Source organism: Micromonospora sp. NPDC047812 (assembly GCF_040704175.1).
GTDB lineage: Bacteria > Actinomycetota > Actinomycetes > Mycobacteriales > Micromonosporaceae > Micromonospora.
Window position 1 is genome coordinate 22,306 of sequence record NZ_JBEYRY010000001.1, and the last position, 16,202, is coordinate 38,507.

At 75.0% G+C, this 16,202-nt stretch carries 18 protein-coding genes; 8 read left to right on the forward strand and 10 right to left on the reverse strand.

The features are described 5' to 3' along the window. Positions 1–19: 19 nt before the first annotated feature. Positions 20–1,471, reverse strand: coding sequence for a glycoside hydrolase family 3 N-terminal domain-containing protein (locus AB0883_RS00115; RefSeq protein WP_366638185.1), 1,452 nt, complete (start codon positions 1,469–1,471; stop codon positions 20–22). 166 nt (positions 1,472–1,637) lie between these two features. Here AB0883_RS00115 and AB0883_RS00120 point away from each other — a divergent pair, with 166 nt between their 5' ends. Next, positions 1,638–2,813: an ROK family transcriptional regulator gene (locus tag AB0883_RS00120; protein ID WP_366638187.1), complete on the forward strand. Its 1,176-nt coding sequence runs from the start codon at positions 1,638–1,640 to the stop codon at positions 2,811–2,813. A 147-nt stretch (positions 2,814–2,960) separates the two neighbouring features. Here the strand turns inward: AB0883_RS00120 and AB0883_RS00125 are convergent, their stop codons facing one another. Together AB0883_RS00125 and AB0883_RS00130 are read right to left on the reverse strand one after the other, a co-directional pair. Continuing rightward, a complete protein-coding gene (locus tag AB0883_RS00125; RefSeq protein WP_366638189.1) occupies positions 2,961–3,974 on the reverse strand; it encodes an ABC transporter permease subunit in 1,014 nt (337 codons plus the stop codon). Beyond that, positions 3,971–4,981 carry an ATP-binding cassette domain-containing protein gene (locus AB0883_RS00130; protein ID WP_366638190.1) on the reverse strand — a complete coding sequence of 337 codons (1,011 nt, stop codon included), beginning with the start codon at positions 4,979–4,981 and terminating at the stop codon, positions 3,971–3,973. Before AB0883_RS00130 ends, AB0883_RS00125 begins: the two co-directional genes overlap by 4 nt. A gap of 131 nt (positions 4,982–5,112) precedes the next feature. On the opposite strand from AB0883_RS00130, the gene AB0883_RS00135 reads away from it, so the two are divergent. Both AB0883_RS00135 and AB0883_RS00140 read left to right on the forward strand, forming a co-directional pair. Further along, the gene (locus tag AB0883_RS00135; RefSeq protein WP_233599637.1) at positions 5,113–5,907 is read left to right on the forward strand and encodes an ABC transporter ATP-binding protein; all 795 of its coding nucleotides are present in this window, start codon (positions 5,113–5,115) and stop codon (positions 5,905–5,907) included. A gap of 13 nt (positions 5,908–5,920) precedes the next feature. Then, positions 5,921–6,817 (forward strand): ribokinase, encoded by an 897-nt coding sequence (locus AB0883_RS00140; protein ID WP_366638192.1) that lies wholly within the window; start codon positions 5,921–5,923, stop codon positions 6,815–6,817. Between the two features lie 20 nt (positions 6,818–6,837). Here the strand turns inward: AB0883_RS00140 and AB0883_RS00145 are convergent, their stop codons facing one another. Next, positions 6,838–8,193: a BTAD domain-containing putative transcriptional regulator gene (locus tag AB0883_RS00145; RefSeq protein ID WP_366638194.1), complete on the reverse strand. Its 1,356-nt coding sequence runs from the start codon at positions 8,191–8,193 to the stop codon at positions 6,838–6,840. Between the two features lie 184 nt (positions 8,194–8,377). On the opposite strand from AB0883_RS00145, the gene AB0883_RS00150 reads away from it, so the two are divergent. Continuing rightward, on the forward strand, positions 8,378–8,965 hold the full coding sequence (locus AB0883_RS00150; protein ID WP_366638196.1) for a hypothetical protein: 588 nt from the start codon (positions 8,378–8,380) through the stop codon (positions 8,963–8,965). An 11-nt stretch (positions 8,966–8,976) separates the two neighbouring features. Here AB0883_RS00150 and AB0883_RS00155 read toward each other — a convergent pair whose 3' ends face one another. Then, positions 8,977–9,726, reverse strand: a complete 750-nt coding sequence (locus AB0883_RS00155; protein WP_366638198.1) for a hypothetical protein — start codon at positions 9,724–9,726, stop codon at positions 8,977–8,979. Positions 9,727–9,784: 58 nt separating this feature from the next. Further along, a complete protein-coding gene (locus tag AB0883_RS00160) occupies positions 9,785–10,264 on the reverse strand; it encodes a DUF6232 family protein (RefSeq protein ID WP_366638199.1) in 480 nt (159 codons plus the stop codon). A gap of 364 nt (positions 10,265–10,628) precedes the next feature. On the opposite strand from AB0883_RS00160, the gene AB0883_RS00165 reads away from it, so the two are divergent. After that, positions 10,629–11,030 (forward strand): nuclear transport factor 2 family protein, encoded by a 402-nt coding sequence (locus AB0883_RS00165; RefSeq protein WP_366638201.1) that lies wholly within the window; start codon positions 10,629–10,631, stop codon positions 11,028–11,030. On the opposite strand, the gene AB0883_RS00170 is transcribed toward AB0883_RS00165, so the two are convergent. Beyond that, on the reverse strand, positions 11,027–11,503 hold the full coding sequence (locus tag AB0883_RS00170) for a DUF6232 family protein (RefSeq protein WP_121396212.1): 477 nt from the start codon (positions 11,501–11,503) through the stop codon (positions 11,027–11,029). The two genes, AB0883_RS00165 and AB0883_RS00170, sit on opposite strands and share 4 nt — an antisense overlap. Positions 11,504–11,602: 99 nt before the next feature. On the opposite strand from AB0883_RS00170, the gene AB0883_RS00175 reads away from it, so the two are divergent. Together AB0883_RS00175 and AB0883_RS00180 are read left to right on the forward strand one after the other, a co-directional pair. After that, complete coding sequence (locus tag AB0883_RS00175) at positions 11,603–12,376, forward strand: enoyl-CoA hydratase-related protein (protein ID WP_366638203.1); 774 nt, start codon at positions 11,603–11,605, stop codon at positions 12,374–12,376. Between the two features lie 118 nt (positions 12,377–12,494). Then, a complete protein-coding gene (locus AB0883_RS00180; RefSeq protein ID WP_366638205.1) occupies positions 12,495–14,117 on the forward strand; it encodes an acetolactate synthase in 1,623 nt (540 codons plus the stop codon). 48 nt (positions 14,118–14,165) lie between these two features. On the opposite strand, the gene AB0883_RS00185 is transcribed toward AB0883_RS00180, so the two are convergent. From AB0883_RS00185 to AB0883_RS00195, 3 genes are read right to left on the reverse strand one after another with little or no spacing between them, the layout of a single operon-like run. Beyond that, the gene (locus AB0883_RS00185) at positions 14,166–14,600 is read right to left on the reverse strand and encodes a PLD nuclease N-terminal domain-containing protein (RefSeq protein ID WP_366638207.1); all 435 of its coding nucleotides are present in this window, start codon (positions 14,598–14,600) and stop codon (positions 14,166–14,168) included. A 27-nt stretch (positions 14,601–14,627) separates the two neighbouring features. Beyond that, positions 14,628–14,975: a DUF202 domain-containing protein gene (locus AB0883_RS00190; protein WP_366638209.1), complete on the reverse strand. Its 348-nt coding sequence runs from the start codon at positions 14,973–14,975 to the stop codon at positions 14,628–14,630. Further along, the gene (locus AB0883_RS00195) at positions 14,972–15,364 is read right to left on the reverse strand and encodes a DUF202 domain-containing protein (RefSeq protein WP_366638211.1); all 393 of its coding nucleotides are present in this window, start codon (positions 15,362–15,364) and stop codon (positions 14,972–14,974) included. Before AB0883_RS00195 ends, AB0883_RS00190 begins: the two co-directional genes overlap by 4 nt. A 40-nt stretch (positions 15,365–15,404) precedes the next feature. Between AB0883_RS00195 and AB0883_RS00200 the strand changes: the two genes are divergently transcribed. Further along, complete coding sequence (locus tag AB0883_RS00200; RefSeq protein ID WP_366638212.1) at positions 15,405–16,202, forward strand: GNAT family N-acetyltransferase; 798 nt, start codon at positions 15,405–15,407, stop codon at positions 16,200–16,202.

Consider the following 16,202-nt stretch of genomic DNA (forward strand, 5'->3'; position numbering starts at 1 on the left):
CGGCGCGTACCCGTGGGCGTCAGCCGGCCAGGCCGAGCACCTCGGCGGCCGCGCGGCCGCAGGCGTGGCTCGCGCCGTAGGTGGTGACGAACGCCCGCACGCCGGCCGGCCGCCACCGCGACGGCCAGCCCATCTCGACCACGGTCACCGGGTGCTCGGCGGCCAGCGCGGTCACCAGCTCCGCCCCGCCCGGCAGCCGGTGCAGGTGGCGGCCGACCAGCACGATCGGCCGGTCCCCGGCGAGCTGGCGCAGGGCGGCCGGCCCGGTCTCGGTGGCGACCACCCGCAGCTCCTCCGCGCCGTCCAGGTGCGGCCCGAGACCCCACGGCACCCGCCCCTCGGCGATGGTCGACGCGGCGTGCAGTTGGACGACCAGCGGACGGTCCAGGCCGGTCAGCTCCCCCTCCACCCGGACGGCGCGGCGCGCCGCCGCGTACCCGAGTCCGTCGGGGGCGGTCGACGTCGTGCCGGCGGCCCGGGTCCAGGCGGCGAGCGCGGCGGCGCGGCCGGCCGCCTCCTCCACCCGCGCCCGGTCCAGGCGGCCGTCGCCGAGCGCGCCGACGATCTCCGCGACCACCCGCTCGACCAGTTCGGCGTCGACCTGGGCGCCGATGCACAGCAGGTCGGCGCCGGCGGCGAGGGCCCGGACGGCGGCCGGGCCGATCCCGCCGGCCGCCACCGCGGCGCCCTTCATCTCCAGCGCGTCGGTGATGACCGTGCCGGTGAAGTCGTACTCGCCGCGGAGCAGGTCGACCAGGACCGCCCGGCTGAAGGTGGCGGGGCCGTCGCCGGTCAGCGCGGGCACCCGGATGTGCGCGGTCATCACGGCCCGCGCGCCCGCCGCGACGACCGCGGCGAACGGCGGCAGGTCGCGCCGGCGCAGCACGTCGAGCGGCACGTCCACGGTGGGCAGCTCGTGGTGGGAGTCGGCGACCGTCGCGCCGTGCCCCGGGAAGTGCTTGGCGCAGGCGGCGACCCCGGCGGCCTGGAGACCGGTCACGGCGGCGGCGGAGTGCGCGGCGACCCGGGCCGGGTCGGCGCCGAACGAGCGGGTGCCGATCACCGGGTTCTCGTCGGCGGTGTTGACGTCCACGGTCGGCGCGAGGTTGACGGTGATGCCGAGGGCGGCCAGCTCCGCGCCGATGGCCTCGTAGACCCGGCGGGTCAGCGCCACCTCGTCGATCGCGCCGAGCGCCGCGTTGCCCGGGTACGGGCTGCCGGTGGCGTGCGCCAGCCGGGTGACGTCGCCGCCCTCCTCGTCGATCGCGATCAGCACGTCCGGGCGGCCGGCCCGCAGGGCGGCGGTGCTCGCCGCCACCTGCCCCGGGTCGTGGACGTTGGTGCCGAACAGGGTGTGCCCCGCGAGCCCCTCGGCGACCAGGTCGACCGCCCAGCCCGGGGGAACCGGCCCCGGGTACGCGGCGAGCAGCGTGCCGAGCGCGAGCCGGCGCAGTCCTGGATCCAGCCCCACGTGATCTTCCCCTTTCGTCCCCGCGGCACGGAAGTCGTACCGGCGGGGGTCGGTGACGTACCGGGTCGGCCGACCTCCCCGCTCACGGGCGGCCGATACGCTGTCGGCTACCCGCTCGCAGGTCGGTTTACAGTTAGCAAGGTTTACCAAAACTAGAGGACGTGGCATGAGTGCGACCCGGCTGCCCGGCACCCCCCGCCTGTTGCGGGCGCTGAACGACCGCGCGGCGTTGGAGCTGCTGCTGGAGCGGGGGCCGCTGACCCGGGCCCGGCTCGGCGAGCTGACCGGGTTGTCCAAGGTCACCGCCTCCCAGCTCGTCGAGCGGCTGGAGGAGCGGGGCCTGGTCACCCGGGTCGGCGAGCAGGCCGGCGGGCGGGGACCCAACGCCCAGCTCTACGCCGTGCGACCCGGCAGCGCACACGTGGTCGGGGTGGACGTCGGCGCCGACCGGGTGGTGGCCGCCTGCGCGGACATCACCGGGGCGGTGATCGGCCGGGTCGAGCAGTCGACCCAGGACACCGACGACCCCGTCGGGGTCGTGCACAACGCGGTCGTCCAGGCCGCGAGCAGCGCCGGGGCGAAGCTGTCGAGCGTACGGCGGATCGTGCTGGGCACCCCGGGCCTCGTCGACCCCGGCACGGGCGACATCACGTTCGCCTTCAACCTGCCCCGCTGGCACACCGGTCTGCTCGCCGCGCTCCGCGACGACCTGCACACCCCGGTGGTCTTCGAGAACGACGTGAACCTGGCCGCGGTCGCCGAGGCGCAGTCGGGCGCGGCCCAGGGGCTGACGGACTTCGTGCTGGTCTGGGTCGGCGCCGGCGTCGGCCTGGCGATCGTGCTGGGCGGGCGGCTGCACCACGGCAGCAGCGGCGCCGCCGGCGAGATCGGCTACCTGCCGGTGCCCGGCGCGCCCATCCCGCGCGACGTGTCCCGCCGGGCGAAGCCGGCGTTCCAGCAGCTGATCGGCGCGGACGCGGTCCGCGAGCTGGCCCGCGCGCACGGCTACCCGGACGACAGCGGGGCCACGGCGGTGCGGGCGGCGGTGGCCGACGGCACGGCGGGCGGTCCCATGCTCGACGAGGTGGCCCGCCGGCTGGCGCTGGGCGTGGCGAGCACGTGCGTGGTGCTGGACCCGCCGCTGGTGGTGCTCGCCGGCGAGGTCGGCCAGGCCGGCGGGGCGGCGCTGGCCGAGCGCGTGCAGCACGAGGTCGCGGCGATCACCCTGGTGCGCCCCCGGGTCGTGCCGACGGGGCTGACCGAGGAGCCGATCCTGCGGGGTGCGCTGCGTACCGCCCTGGACGCCGTCCGCGACGAGGTCTTCGGCTCGACCGTCGGCTGACCGGGGTCGGTCGCCTCCCGGCGCGGACCGCGCGCCGGCCCCCGCCGACCGGGGTCGGCGGGGACGATGGCGGCCGGGCGTCATGTGAAGGAATATTTCATCGCCGGCCCGGATACTGCAAGGACTTGCCGAGTCCCCGGCCGGCCGTCACATCAGGTCGCGGCGGCGGAACGCCGCGAAGGCGGCGGCGGCCAGCGCGCCGGTCAACCCGAGCAGCAACACCAGCGCCGGCTGCCAGGTCACCACGTAGAGGCCGTCGCAGGAGGCGGTCGACCCGGTGGCGCACGCCCGGTAGTCCCAGAACTCGACCCGGCCGTTGAGCAGGGCCGCCGCGTAGCTGGAGAGCATGTACCGGTCCACCTTGACGACTTCCAGGATCTCCATCACCAGCCGGGCGCCCAGCTCCCACACCACCAGGTAGCCGGCGATCGCGCCGAGCGCCGCCGAGGTGTGCCGGCCCAGGGTGGCGATGGCGAAGCCGACCACGGTGAGCAGCAGCACCAGCAGCATGCCGCGGCCCCAGGTCGCGCCCAGCGAGCCCCAGAACTCCCCGTCGAGCCGCCCCGGCCGCCCGCCGAACGCAGCGATCAGCCAGAACGTCCCGAGGTACGCCGCCGAGGCCAGCACGGACAGCAGCGCCGTCCCGCCGAGCAGCGTGCCCAGCTTGGTGCCGAGCACGGTCATCCGCCGGGGACGCCAGAGCAGCAGGTTCACCACGCCGCCGGAGTTCAGGTCGGCGCCGATGTAGGAGGCGCCGACCAGGAACCCGAAGAGCGCGAGGAAGGCGATGAGGAAGTAGAGCAGCGCCGCGGCCTCCTCGGCGAAGGTGAACACCCCGTGGAGGAAGTCGGCCGCCACGGGCGCCCGCTCCATCTGGGCCGGGTCGACCTCGCTGCAGTCGTCGGGGACGTACTCCCGCACGTCGTCCGCCAGCACGGCGCCGCGCTGCCGGTCCAGGCAGAGCTGGTGGGTGCGCTCCAGGTCGGCGCGCGCCGCGGCGGCGGCCCGCTGGGCGTCGAAGATCTCCTGGGCGGTGGGCCGGTGGGAACTCGCCAGTGTGGTCGCCGCGGTGACGCCGAACGCGAGCACCAGCAGGACGAGCATGAGCTGCACGAAGCGCCGGGCGCCGAGACGCTCCAGTTCGGCACGGACCAGGTTCACGCGTCCACTCCCCGCACGTCGAGGTCGATCACCGGTTCGGAGGGCCCGCCGTCGGGCGGCACCGAGTCGTCCACCTGCCGGGGCAGCGCCGGGTGCGCCGCCGTGCCGGTCAGTTCGAGGAAGACGCTCTCCAGGTCGGGCCGCAGCGGCGTCAGCTCGCGTACCCACAGGCCCGCCTCGCCGAGGGTGCGGCTGACCTCGGTGGCGTCGTCCACGTCGCCCACCACCAGGTGGTCGTCGTGCCCGGTCGCCGCCAGCCCGGCCGCCGTCAGCAGCTCCACGGCCCGTGCCGGATCGTCCACCCGCACCAGCAGCTCGTGCCGGTCGAAGCCGGCCAGCACCTCGTCGACGCGCCCGGCCGCCACCCGCCGGCCCCGCGAGATGATCGTCACGTGGTCGCAGATCAGCTGGATCTCGGCCAGGATGTGGCTGGAGACGAGCACGGTCACGCCGGCCTGCGCCAGCGAGCGCATCAGGTCCCGCATCTCCCGGATGCCGGCCGGGTCCAGCCCGTTCGCCGGCTCGTCCAGGATCAGCAGTTCCGGGTCCTTGAGCAGGGCGGAGGCCACCGCCAGCCGCTGCTTCATGCCCAGCGAGTAGCCCTTGACCCGCTCGTCGCCCCGGTCCCGCAGGCCCACCTGCTCCAGCACCTCGTCGACCCGGGCGGTCGGCACGCCGCCGGCCCGGGCGAGCAGGCGCAGGGTCCGGTGGCCGGTGAAGTTGCCGAAGAACTGCGGGCTCTCCACGATGGCCCCGACCCGCCCGGCCACCAGGGGCAGCCCGTCCGGCGAGGGGACGCCCAGCACCGTCATCCGCCCCGCGTCGGCCCGCACCAGCCCGAGCAGGGCGCGCAGCGTGGTGGTCTTGCCCGACCCGTTGGGGCCGAGGAAACCGTGGATCTGGCCGGCCTCCACCAGCAGGTCGAAGCCGTCGACCGCCACCCGGCGGCCCTGCCGCACGCTGTGGAAGGTCTTGCGCAGACCCTCGATCTCGATGACCGCGCTCATCCGCGCGGCTCCGTGCTGCGACCGGGCATGGACCGTCCTCCGGTTGTGGTGACCAACGACACGGCGCCCCACCCTATGGCCGGGACGCCGCCCGTGGGGGGAGCCCCGGCGTTGCGTGGTTGGATGGTCGGGTGACTGGGGACGAGGATCTGGTGGTCAGCCTCGACGGCGTCGGCGTACGCCGGGCTGGCACGGCACTGCTGCACGACGTCGACTGGCGGGTCGAGCTGGACGAGCGCTGGGTGGTGCTCGGGCCGAACGGCGCGGGAAAGACGACCCTGCTCAACCTCGCCGCCGGGCGGCTGCACCCGACCACCGGCACCGCCCACGTGCTCGGCGAACGGATCGGCCGCACCGACGTCAACGAGCTGCGCACCCGCATCGGGCTCTCCACCGCCGCGCTCGCCGAGCGGGTACCCGCCGACGAGCGGGTCAGCGACGTCGTCGTCACGGCCGCCTGGTCGGTGGTCGGTCGCTGGCGGGAGAGCTACGACAGCAGCGACGAGGCCCGGGCCCGCGCCCTGCTGGGCCAGCTCGGCATCGGGGGCCTCGCCGAGCGCACCTACGGCACCCTGTCGGAGGGGGAACGCAAGCGGGTGCAGATCGCCCGCGCGCTGATGACGGACCCGGAGCTGCTGCTGCTCGACGAGCCGGCCGCCGGGCTCGACCTGGGCGGGCGCGAGGACCTGGTCGCCCGGCTGGCCGAGCTGGCGTACGACCCGGACGCCCCGGCGCTGGTGCTGGTGACCCACCACGTGGAGGAGATCCCGCCCGGCTTCACCCACGCGTTGCTGCTGCGCGAGGGCGGCGTGGTCGCGCAGGGGCTCCTCGACGACACGCTCACCGGGGACAACCTCTCCAAGACCTTCGGGCTGCCGCTGGTGGTCCAGCGCTCCGGCGACCGGTTCACCGCCCGCGCCGCCTGACGGGGAGCTTGCGATGCGGCAGACCAGGGTCGTCGTGGTGGGCAGCGCCAACATGGACCTGGTGGGCACCGCCCCCGCCCTGCCCCGCCCGGGGGAGACCCTGCTCGGCACCGACTTCGTCATGGTGCCCGGCGGCAAGGGCGCCAACCAGGCCGTCGCCGCGGCCCGGGCCGGCGCCTCCTGCGCCTTCCTCGGGGCGATCGGCTCCGACTCGTTCGGCGTCACCCTGCGGGCGCGGATCACCGCCGCCGGGGTCGACACCGACCAGCTCCGCACGACGTACGGCACGTCGGGGGTGGCGCTGGTGATGGTGAACGCCGAGGGCGAGAACGCGATCCTGGTCAGCCCGGGTGCCAACGCCTCGATGACCGGCCTGACCGAGCCGGAGCTGACCGCCGTACGCGACGCGGACGTGCTGCTCGCGCAGCTGGAGATCCCGGTCGCGACGGTGACCGAGGCGGCCCTTGCCGCCCGGGCGGCCGGCACCCGGGTGGTGCTCAACGCCGCCCCGGCCGTGCCGGTGCCGCCGGAGCTGCTGGCGGCGACGGACCTGCTGGTGGTCAACGAGACCGAGGCGCAGGCGCTCACCGGGCGCGGCCGGGACGAGCCGTCGGCCCTGCTCGACCTGGCGCCCCGGGCGGTGCTCACCCTCGGCGCGGAGGGCGCCTGGTACGGGGACCGGGACGGCACCGCCGTGCACGTGCCGGCGGTCAAGGTCGACGTGGTGGACTCCACGGCCGCCGGGGACGCCTTCACCGCCGCGCTCGCGGTGGCCTGGGGCGAGGGCCGGGACGTGGTCGACGCGGTGCGCTGGGCGGCGGCGGCCGGGGCGGCCTGCGCCCGCCGGCTCGGCGCCTCCGTGGCGCTGCCCACCCGGGCCGAGATCGACGAGCTGTACGTCCCCGCCTGATCCGGCCGACCGGCCACGGGTCAGGCGCTCCGGCACGGCGCCTGCGCGGCCGGGCGCCCGCAGGTGCCCAGGCTGCACCAGCGGCGCAGGCCGCTCTCGTCGAGGAAGAGCCACCCGCACCGCTCGTCCGAGCAGGCGCGGACGGTCAGCCGACGCGGGTCGGCCAGCAGCGCGGCGGCGCTCCAGGCGGCGGCGTGCACGGGTAGCCGCAGCCCGGCTGAGAGATCCGTCCACCACCGCCCCCGGCCGTCGGTGTCGCGTCGGAGCACCAGCGTCCCGGTGGCGGCCTCGGCGGCCCGCGCGACGGCGTCGAACGCGTGCCGGTCGTCCGGGTCGGTCAGGCAGGCGTACAGCCGGGCGCGGAGGGCGCGGGCCTCGTCGAGCGCGGCGGCGGCCTCGCCGGGGTTGCGCCGGGCGAGGACGAGCAGCCTGCTCACGGCGACGTCGTCGGCCAGCCCCACGTGCCCGGCCCAGACCGCCAGGGTCCGGTATCCGCGTAGCCACTCCGATCCGGGCAGCGGCGGCTCGTGTCCCCAGCCGGCGAAGGTGTTGCAGAACTCCAACGCCGGATGCCCACCCACGCTCCACGGCAGGCTCTCGCCGTGGACCCGTACCTCGTAGACGGGTCGGTCGGGCCGGTCGAGGCGGTGGTCGTCGTGGAGGATCCGCCGGTGCACCTCCCGCAGCCGCATCCCCGGCTCGACGCCGAGATCGGCCACCAGCATCCGCCGGGCCGTGCGGTACAGCAGCAACGCGTCGGCCTGCCTGCCGGCCCGGTAGAGCGCGGTCATCAGCGCCGCGACGAGCCGTTCCCGGGTGGGGTACCGGGGGGCCAGCGGGGTCAGCTCGGCGATCACGCGGGCCTGCTGGCCCAGCGCCAGCCGTGCCTCGGCCCGCAGTTCGACGCCGGTGAGGTGGAGCTCCTCGATCGGGCCGTCGAGCCGTGCGCGCAGTTCGTCGTCGGCCGTGTCGGCGAGCAGCGGGCCCCGCCGGAGGCCCAGTGCCCGGTCGAGCAGCCGTACCCGCTCGGCCGGGTCGGCGACGCCGCCGGCCCGATGGACGAGGCCGGTGAACTCGCCGACGTCGACCCGGTGCCCGTCGGGTTCCACGAGGTAGCCGTCGCCCCGGGTGCTGATCCGGACCCGGTGCGGCGACAGCGCCGCCCGGAGCCGGCCGATGTAGGTGTGCACCGCGCCGCGGGCCGAGGCGGGCGGCTGGCCGTGCCAGAGCAGGTCGATCAGCCGGTCGGTGCCGACCAGGTGACCTGGTTCGAGCAGGAGGACGCCGAGGATGCACCGCTCCTGACGGCGGCTGCCGAGCTCGACCGGCTGTCCGTCCTGGCGCGCTTCGAAGGGTCCGAGCAGTCGGAAGTCCATACCCGCTAATACCACCTGACCGCCCCCGGGGTTGTCGGCCCGGTGAGCCGCTGGTGACCTCCCGGGCACCTGCGGGACGGGGCGGCGACGAACGGTGGTGTGACCACGGGCCCGGCGGTAAGGAACTGGTCAGCCACGCCGGCGATCCTGGTCCGACCGACCGTCGAGAAGAGCTGGAGTGACCATGCGTTGGAGAACGAGCATCGGAACCTTCCTGGCCGCCGCCGTGTTCGCCGCGACCCCGGCGACGGGGGCGTCCGCCGCCGGCACCGGCGCGTCCCCGGGCCCCGAGGGTGCCGCCCCTGCCGAGATCGCCGCCGCCCTCGCCGAGGCGAGCCGGTTCGGCAGCTGGGTGCCGGCGCCGCAGGAGGCCTTCGAGATGCCCGCCGGGGCGCGCTGCGACTTCGCCGTGCGCGTCCGACCCGTCGTGGACGAGGTCCGCAAGCTGGTGCTGGAGACGTATCCGGACGGTGCGCCGAAGCGGGAGTTGTACACCGGTGCGCTCGTCAACCGGGTGACCAACCTGGAGACCGGGGCGACGAGCCTGGCGGACGCCAGCGGCACCTCCCTGGTGACCTACGACACGGATGGCTCGATGACCTGGTACGTGGTCGGGCCGGTGCTGCTCGGGTTCCGGGAGAACGCCGGTTCGCTGCCGCGCGGCCTGTGGCTGGTGGACGGGGTGTTCCGGGTGGAGTTCACCCCGACGTACGACAAGACCATCACGATGGTGCGCGGCAGCACGCACGACGTGTGCACCGACGTGGCGTGAGCGCGCCCCGGTCAGGCCTCGACGTCGTCGGTGAGCCTTTCGCCCCGGCGGCGGAGCATGCCCAGCCCGGGGATGCCGGCGACGGCGAGCTTCAGGTCGCGGGTGACGTCGAGCAGGTCGTGCAGGTCCGGGCCGACCCGGTCCAGGGTGGCCAGGATCGGCAGGATGTCCGCCGTCAGGTGCTGCTTGAGCTTCGGCAGCTCGTCGACGAGCCGGATCGCGGCGTTCACCTCCTCGTGGCTGAGCTGCTCGACGAAGCGGTTCGCCATCGGGGCGCCCCGGCGCAGCGCCGGCTCGTACGCCGTCAGCAGCTCGGCGGCGGTGGCCGCCGCCTCGGCGGCGGTGCCCACGGTGCCGGCGGCCCGTACGGCCACCGCGTCGGCCTCGGCGACCACCGCGCCGGCCGTCCGGGACACCTTCTCCGCCTCGCCGACCACGACGGCCGCGGCGGCGGCCACCTCGGTGGCCGTCTCGATCGCGGTGGTCGCGGCGGCGCTGATGACCGCCACCTCCCGCACCGCGCCCTCGGCGTCGGTGAGCACCCGGTCGGTGCGGTCGAGGGTCTGCTCGATCCGGTCCACCACGCCGTCGATGCGGTCCACCATGCCGTCGACCCGCTTCAGCAGGGCCTCCACCGAGTCCAGCACGGCGAACGCGCGGGCCGGCACGGCGGCGAACGAGGCGGCTGAGCCGAGGGCCTGGTCGAGGGCGGAGCGGGTCAGACCGACGACCGCGGCGGGCCGGGGGAGGGGAATCACCATGGCATCCAGTGTGCGTCGCCCGCGCCCGTACCGCCGGACAGGGCGGCGGGCCCCGTGGTCAGGAGTCCGGGTACTGCTCCACCGCGCGCTGCACCGCCCGGTAGATCTGCCCGAACCGCAGCGCGTCGGGGGTGCGCAGCAGCAGCACCTCCCGGCCGTGGTGCTGGACCCAGAGCTCGTGCACCTTGCTGCCCCGCTCGTAGGAGCGGTCGAGCCAGCCGAGGGGGATCTCCAGGAAGGGGGCCAGGGCCAACGCGCCGACGACGCACCCGGCGAGGATGATCAGCGCCAGCTGCCACTCGCCCCGGTCCTGCGCCGACCAGGCCAGCGAGAGCACGCAGACCACCGCGACCAGCGGAGGCAGCGAGAGGAGCAGGACCAGGACGCCGCGACCCAGCACCCGCCCCCGTACCGCCAGCGTCTTCGGCCCCTGCGCGTGCCAGACGTACGTCACGTCGGCGATCGCCACGGCATGGCCCCCGGCCCGGATCGACTCCGACGTCACCTGTACCGCGTCGTCCCGGTAATAGATGGTCATCACTAAGCCTAACCACTGCCGCGCGGGGCCGTGCCGGACCGGGTGGTGTCGCGTCGGCCCTTTGGAGCTGAATCGTTTATGACATCGCCCTGTTGGTCGCTGGCGCTCGTCGGTAGGCCGGAGCGGCTGAGTCGTCTACGTCATCAGCTCCAAAGAACGCGCGAGGCGTACTGCCGCTGCCGTGCGACGGGTGCGCCTCGTCCGCCTTCGGTCCGGAGCTCACCGCAACCGCGATGGAGCGCCACCGCGACGGCGTCGGAGTGGCTTTCGAGAGCCGACGGGTCTCAAGGCCCGCGTCGCCAGCGCGTCGTCCGGCCGGTCCGGGGTCGGTCCGAGTCGGTTCGGGTCGGTATCGTGACCGGCCATGACGGAGCAGGAGCACAACGTCGAGGTGGTCCGCCGCTACCTGCGGACCTTCGTCACCAAGGACCTGGCGGAGTTGCGCGCGGTGGTCGACGAGGACGTGCTGATCTACGGCTCTGGTGCCGGGGTCCGGGGGCGGCACCACGTCGAGGGGGCCGTCGCCTCGCCGGGGCTGACCGTGCTCGACCAGGAGATCGTCGAGATCTTCGCGGCCGGCGACCGCGTGGTGGTGTCGCTGGCGCAGACCTACCGGCGGGACGCCACCGGCGCGACGGCGGTGCAGGGCGCGTGCAAGATGTACCGGCTGGCCGACGGCCGGATCGTGCAGTTCTGGGGCGAGCAGGACCTCTTCGGACTGCTGCGCGGCCTGGGCATGCTGCCGGACGGGCCGATCGGGTTCTAGCGGCGACGGGGCGACACCGGCTGGCCGGCCTCGACGGCCCGCTGCACCGCCCGGTAGATCTGGCCGAAGCGCAGCGCGTCGCCGGTGCACAGCAGGCGCACCGGCTGGCCGCGCCAGCGGGCCCAGATCTCCAACTGCCGGCTGCCCCTGGCGTACGAGCGGTCGAGGTGCTCGAAGAGGAAGTCGGCGACCGGGCCGACCGCGAGCCCGATCAGCACCGAGGCGCCGACGATGGCGATGGTGACGGTCAGGGAGCGGTCCAGCCAGAGCGCGAACGCGATGCCGAGCGCGGCGGCGACCAGGGGACCGGCGAGCGCCGCGCCGATCGCGCCGCGTCCGACGAGCACCCGCCAGGACCGGCTGCCGCGCCGGTGCCAGACCATGCTGATGTCGGCCAGCCGGAAGGTCCGGCCGTCCACCCGGACGGCGGTCGAGGTGACCTGCACGGACCTGTCGTCGTAGTACGTGATCATGGCGGTACTCCCGGTGGCGGGCCTGACACCACACTACTTACCCCAACGATCCGGGCCGTAAGGTTGGCACGCGACTTCGACGAGGAAGTGAGGGCCAGCGTGGGCGAGTTCGTGCGGTTGGAGACCAAGGACGGCATCGGCACCATCCGGCTGGAGCGGCCGCCGATGAACGCCCTGAACACCCAGGTGCAGGAGGAGTTGCGCGCCGCCGCCGCGGCGGCCACCGCCGACCCGGGCGTCCGCGCCGTCATCGTGTACGGCGGGGAGAAGGTCTTCGCGGCCGGCGCGGACATCAAGGAGATGGCCGACATGTCCTACGTGGACATGGCGGACCGGGCTGCCGGCCTGTCCAGCGCGCTCGGCGCGATCTCCCGGATCCCGAAGCCGGTCGTGGCCGCGATCACCGGCTACGCCCTCGGCGGCGGCTGCGAGCTGGCGCTGGCGTGCGACTGGCGGGTGGTGGCCGAGGACGCCAAGCTCGGGCAGCCGGAGATCAAGCTCGGCATCATCCCCGGCGCCGGCGGCACCCAGCGGCTGGCCCGGCTCGTCGGCCCGGCCCGCGCCAAGGACCTGATCATGTCCGGCCGGATGGTCGACGCCCAGGAGGCCCTGCGGATCGGCCTGGCCGACCGGGTCGCCCCGGCGGCCGAGGTCTACGACACCGCGGTCGAGCTGGTCCGCCCGTACCTCACCGGTCCGGCGCAGGCCCTGCGCGCCGCCAAGCTCGCCGTCGACGCCGGTCTCGACATGGACCTGAACTCCGGTCTGGCCTGGGAGAGCCAGCTCTTCGCGGCGCTGTTCGCCACCGACGACCGGCGCGAGGGCATGGCGGCGTTCGTGGCGAAGCGCAAGCCGGACTTCACCGGTCGTTGACCGGCCCGGGCCGGCGGGGCGGCCCGCCGGCCCAGGCGCCGAGCCGAGAAGTGTTCACATTCCCCCTACCGGTGAGTAGCGTGTGACTCCGGCCATGCGGACGAAGGGAAGAGCGGCGATGACGGAGCGGATCGAAGGTCACGGCGGGGAGCTCGCGCTCGCGGCGCTGCGCGCGTACGGGGTGCGGGAGATGTTCACCCTCTCCGGCGGGCACGTCTTTCCGCTCTACGACGCCGCGCACAAGACCGGCTTCCCCATCTACGACGTGCGGCACGAGCAGTCGGCGGTCTTCGCCGCCGAGGCGGTGGCGAAGCTCCAGCGCCGACCCGGCCTCGCCGTGCTCACCGCCGGCCCCGGCGTCACCAACGGCATCTCGGGGCTGACCAGCGCGTACTTCAACGCCTCGCCGGTGCTGGTGCTGGGCGGCCGGGCCCCGCAGTTCCGCTGGGGCGCGGGCAGCCTCCAGGAGATGGACCACCTGCCGCTGGTCGCCCCGGTGACCAAGCACGCCGAGACGGTGTTCAGCCCCGACGACATCCCGCGCGCGGTGACCGCGGCGCTGACCACCGCGCTCACCCCGCACCGGGGCCCGGTCTTCCTCGACTTCCCGCTGGAGGCGGTCTTCTCGGTCTCCGACGCCGAGCTGCCCGCGCTGCCGGGCATCGCGCCGGTCGAGCCCGACCCCGCCGAGGTGACGAAGGCGGCCGGCCTGATCGCCGCCGCGAGCCGTCCGGTGATCATCGCCGGCTCCGACGTCTACGCCGGGGACGCGGTCGACGCCCTGCGGGCCGCCGCCGAGTCGCTCCAGGTGCCGGTCTTCACCAACGGGATGGGCCGGGGCGCGCTGCCGCCGGAGCACCCGCTCGCCTTCGCCAAGGCCCGTCGCGTGGCGCTCAGGGGCGCCGACGTGGTCGTGGTGATCGGCACCCCGCTCGACTTCCGGCTCAGCTTCGGCGACTTCGGCGACGCCCGGGTGGTGCACGTCGTCGACGCGCCCAGCCAGCGGGCCGCGCACGTGCAGCCGGCCGCCGCCCCCGCCGGCGACCTCCGGCTGATCCTCACCGCGCTGGCCGACCACCCGGGCGACCGGGCCGACCACGCCGACTGGATCGCCGAGCTGCGTACCGCCGAGGACGCCGCGAAGGCCCGCGACGCCGAGGAGATGTCCGCCGAGACGGACCCGATCCGGCCCGCCCGGGTCTACGGCGAGCTGCGCAAGGTCCTGGCCCGCGACGCCATCACCATCGGCGACGGCGGCGACTTCGTCTCGTACGCCGGCCGCTACCTGGAGCCCGCGCAGCCCGGCACCTGGCTCGACCCCGGCCCGTACGGCTGCCTCGGCACCGGCATGGGCTACGCGATGGGCGCCCGCGTCAGCCACCCCGACCGGCAGATCTGCGTCCTCATGGGCGACGGCGCGGCCGGCTTCTCGCTGATGGACGTGGAGTCCCTGGCCCGGCAGAAGCTGCCGGTGGTGATCGTGGTCGGCAACAACGGCATCTGGGGCCTGGAGAAGCACCCCATGCGCGCCATGTACGGCTACGACGTCGCCGCCGACCTCCAGCCGGAGCTGCGCTACGACCACGTCGTGAGCGCCCTGGGTGGAGCCGGCGAGACGGTGGCGAAGGCCGGCGACCTCGGGCCGGCCCTGCGGCGGGCGTTCGACGCCGGCGTGCCGTACCTGGTCAACGTGCTCACCGACCCGGCGGACGCGTACCCCCGCTCGTCGAACCTGGCCTGAGTCCCAGCCCGCCGCCGTCGCCGGGAGGCCGGCGACGGCGGTGGGGATTCAGGCGCCGGGCGTGGACCCCTCGGGCCGGTCCTCCTCACGCGGCGGCTCGCCGTCGCGCCGGCGCATCTCGTCCTCGCGGCGGCGCAGGTCCTCCTCCCAGCGGCGGAACAGCTCCCCGTCCTCCCGCCGGGAGCGCTCGCCCAGCGAGCGGAGGAACTCGGGGTCGTCGTCGGGGGCGACCGGGCGGGGCCGCTCCCGGGGCGGCAGGACCCGGCCCTTCGGCGCTCCGCCGGCGGCTCGCCCGGGGACGCGCTCGCGACCCGCGGCGAACCAGGCGAGGGAGCCGAGCAGCGGGAAGAACAGGATGATCAGCACCCAGGCGATCCGGGGCAGGGCTTTGATCTCGCCCTCCTCGGCGGAGAGGCAGCTGATCAGCGCGCAGACGGCGAGGACGATCTGCGCGACGAAGAGGAGGACGTAGAGCCGGGCCATGGGTCAATGATGGCCTACCGGCTCCCGTCAACCCAGTCCACGCGCCGCCAGGAGGGTGCCGAGCAGCGCGAAGCCGACGGTGGCGAGGGCGACCAGGGGCAGCGACCGCCCGTAGCCGGGGGGTGGACCGCTGCCGGTGGCCCGCCGCCAGCAGAGCGTCAGCGCCGCGCCCCAGCCCAGCACGGCGACCCCGGCGACCAGCGCGCCGAACGTCCCGCCGGCGGACGGGCCGGTGAGCGCGAGCCGCACGGTCAGCACCATGATCACGGTGAGCGCCAGCGCCGTACGCCGCCAGGCCAGCCGGGTCCGCTCGGGTTGCAGTCCCGGGTCGCGCGCCGGCCGGTCCCGCCGTGGCGGCTCCGCCTGGTGGCTCACGGGCCGCCGACCGCCCGGGCCAGCACCGCCGCGACCAGCAGCAGCGCGCCGAGACCGACGGCGAGGGCGAGCACCGCCGGGAAGCGGGAGGCGGGCAGCTCCTCGCCGAGCCGGATGGCCCGCTCCGTACGCGCCCAGTGGTCGACCGCCCGCACGGCGACCGTGCCGCCGAGCAGCAGCAGCGCGACGGCGATCACCTCGCGCAGGTGCGCCAGCGGCAGGGGCGGCAGGAACTGCGCGGCGGCCAGTCCGCCCGCGACCAGCGCCAGCCCGGTACGCAGCCAGGCCAGGAAGGTCCGCTCGTTGGCCAGCGAGAAGCGGTAGTCGGGGGTGCTGCCGACCGAGCGCAGTTCGCGCGGGTCGAACCATCGCCTGATCGCCTGCCACACGTGGCTATTATCCGTTTCCGTCCGGTCGTAGCCTGGAGCGGTGACGGATCTTGACGTGACCACGCTGCGGAACGCGTACGACGAACAGTTGCGGGCGTTGGTGCCCGACCCGTTGCCGGCCGGGGTGGCGGTGGAACGGGACGGCCCGCTGATCCGCATCCTCGGCCTCGACCACGGCGGCTTCCTCACCTACCGGGACCTGGGCGGGCTGACCGGCGCGGCGCTGGACGAGCTGATCGCCCGGCAGGTGCAGATCTTCCGGGCGCGCGGCGAGTCGGTCGAGTGGAAGCTGCACGGCCACGACGAGCCGGCGGACCTGCCGGACCGGTTGCGCGCGGCGGGATTCGTCCCGGAGGAGCGGGAGACCGTGGTGATCGGGCCGGTCGCGCCGCTCGCCGCCGCGCTCCCGGTCGTCCCCGAGGGCGTACGCCTGCGCGAGGTGACCGCCCGGGCGGACCTGGACCGGATCGTGGCGATGGAGGAGGCGGTCTGGAACTCCGACCGCGGCCACCTGGCGACCGGCCTGGAGAAGGAGATCGCCGCCGACCCGCAGTCGATCACCGTGGTGGTGGCCGAGGCGGGCGACGAGGTGGTCAGCGCGGGTTGGGTGCGGTACGTGCCGGGGACGGGGTTCGCCACGTTGTGGGGCGGTTCGACGCTGGCGCCGTGGCGTCGCCGGGGCATCTACCGGGCGCTGGTCAACCATCGGGCCCGGCTGGCGGCCCAGCGCGACCGGACGCTGCTCCAGGTGGACGCCTCCGACGACAGCCGGCCGATCCTTCAGCGGCTCGGTCTCGTCCCGGTCACCACCACCACCCCGTACGTCTACACTCCGTGA

Excerpts from the sequence above, each read along its gene's own strand:
- AB0883_RS00160 (WP_366638199.1), bottom strand. The coding sequence starts at position 10,264 with ATGACCATCTATTACCGGGACGACGCGGTACAGGTGACGTCGGAGTCG.
- AB0883_RS00145 (WP_366638194.1), bottom strand. The coding sequence starts at position 8,193 with ATGGACTTCCGACTGCTCGGACCCTTCGAAGCGCGCCAGGACGGACAG.
- AB0883_RS00185 (WP_366638207.1), bottom strand. The coding sequence starts at position 14,600 with ATGGCCCGGCTCTACGTCCTCCTCTTCGTCGCGCAGATCGTCCTCGCC.
- AB0883_RS00165 (WP_366638201.1), top strand. The coding sequence starts at position 10,629 with ATGACGGAGCAGGAGCACAACGTCGAGGTGGTCCGCCGCTACCTGCGG.
- AB0883_RS00150 (WP_366638196.1), top strand. The coding sequence starts at position 8,378 with ATGCGTTGGAGAACGAGCATCGGAACCTTCCTGGCCGCCGCCGTGTTC.
- AB0883_RS00170 (WP_121396212.1), bottom strand. The coding sequence starts at position 11,503 with ATGATCACGTACTACGACGACAGGTCCGTGCAGGTCACCTCGACCGCC.
- AB0883_RS00130 (WP_366638190.1), bottom strand. The coding sequence starts at position 4,981 with ATGAGCGCGGTCATCGAGATCGAGGGTCTGCGCAAGACCTTCCACAGC.
- AB0883_RS00155 (WP_366638198.1), bottom strand. The coding sequence starts at position 9,726 with ATGGTGATTCCCCTCCCCCGGCCCGCCGCGGTCGTCGGTCTGACCCGC.
- AB0883_RS00120 (WP_366638187.1), top strand. The coding sequence starts at position 1,638 with ATGAGTGCGACCCGGCTGCCCGGCACCCCCCGCCTGTTGCGGGCGCTG.
- AB0883_RS00140 (WP_366638192.1), top strand. The coding sequence starts at position 5,921 with ATGCGGCAGACCAGGGTCGTCGTGGTGGGCAGCGCCAACATGGACCTG.
- AB0883_RS00180 (WP_366638205.1), top strand. The coding sequence starts at position 12,495 with ATGACGGAGCGGATCGAAGGTCACGGCGGGGAGCTCGCGCTCGCGGCG.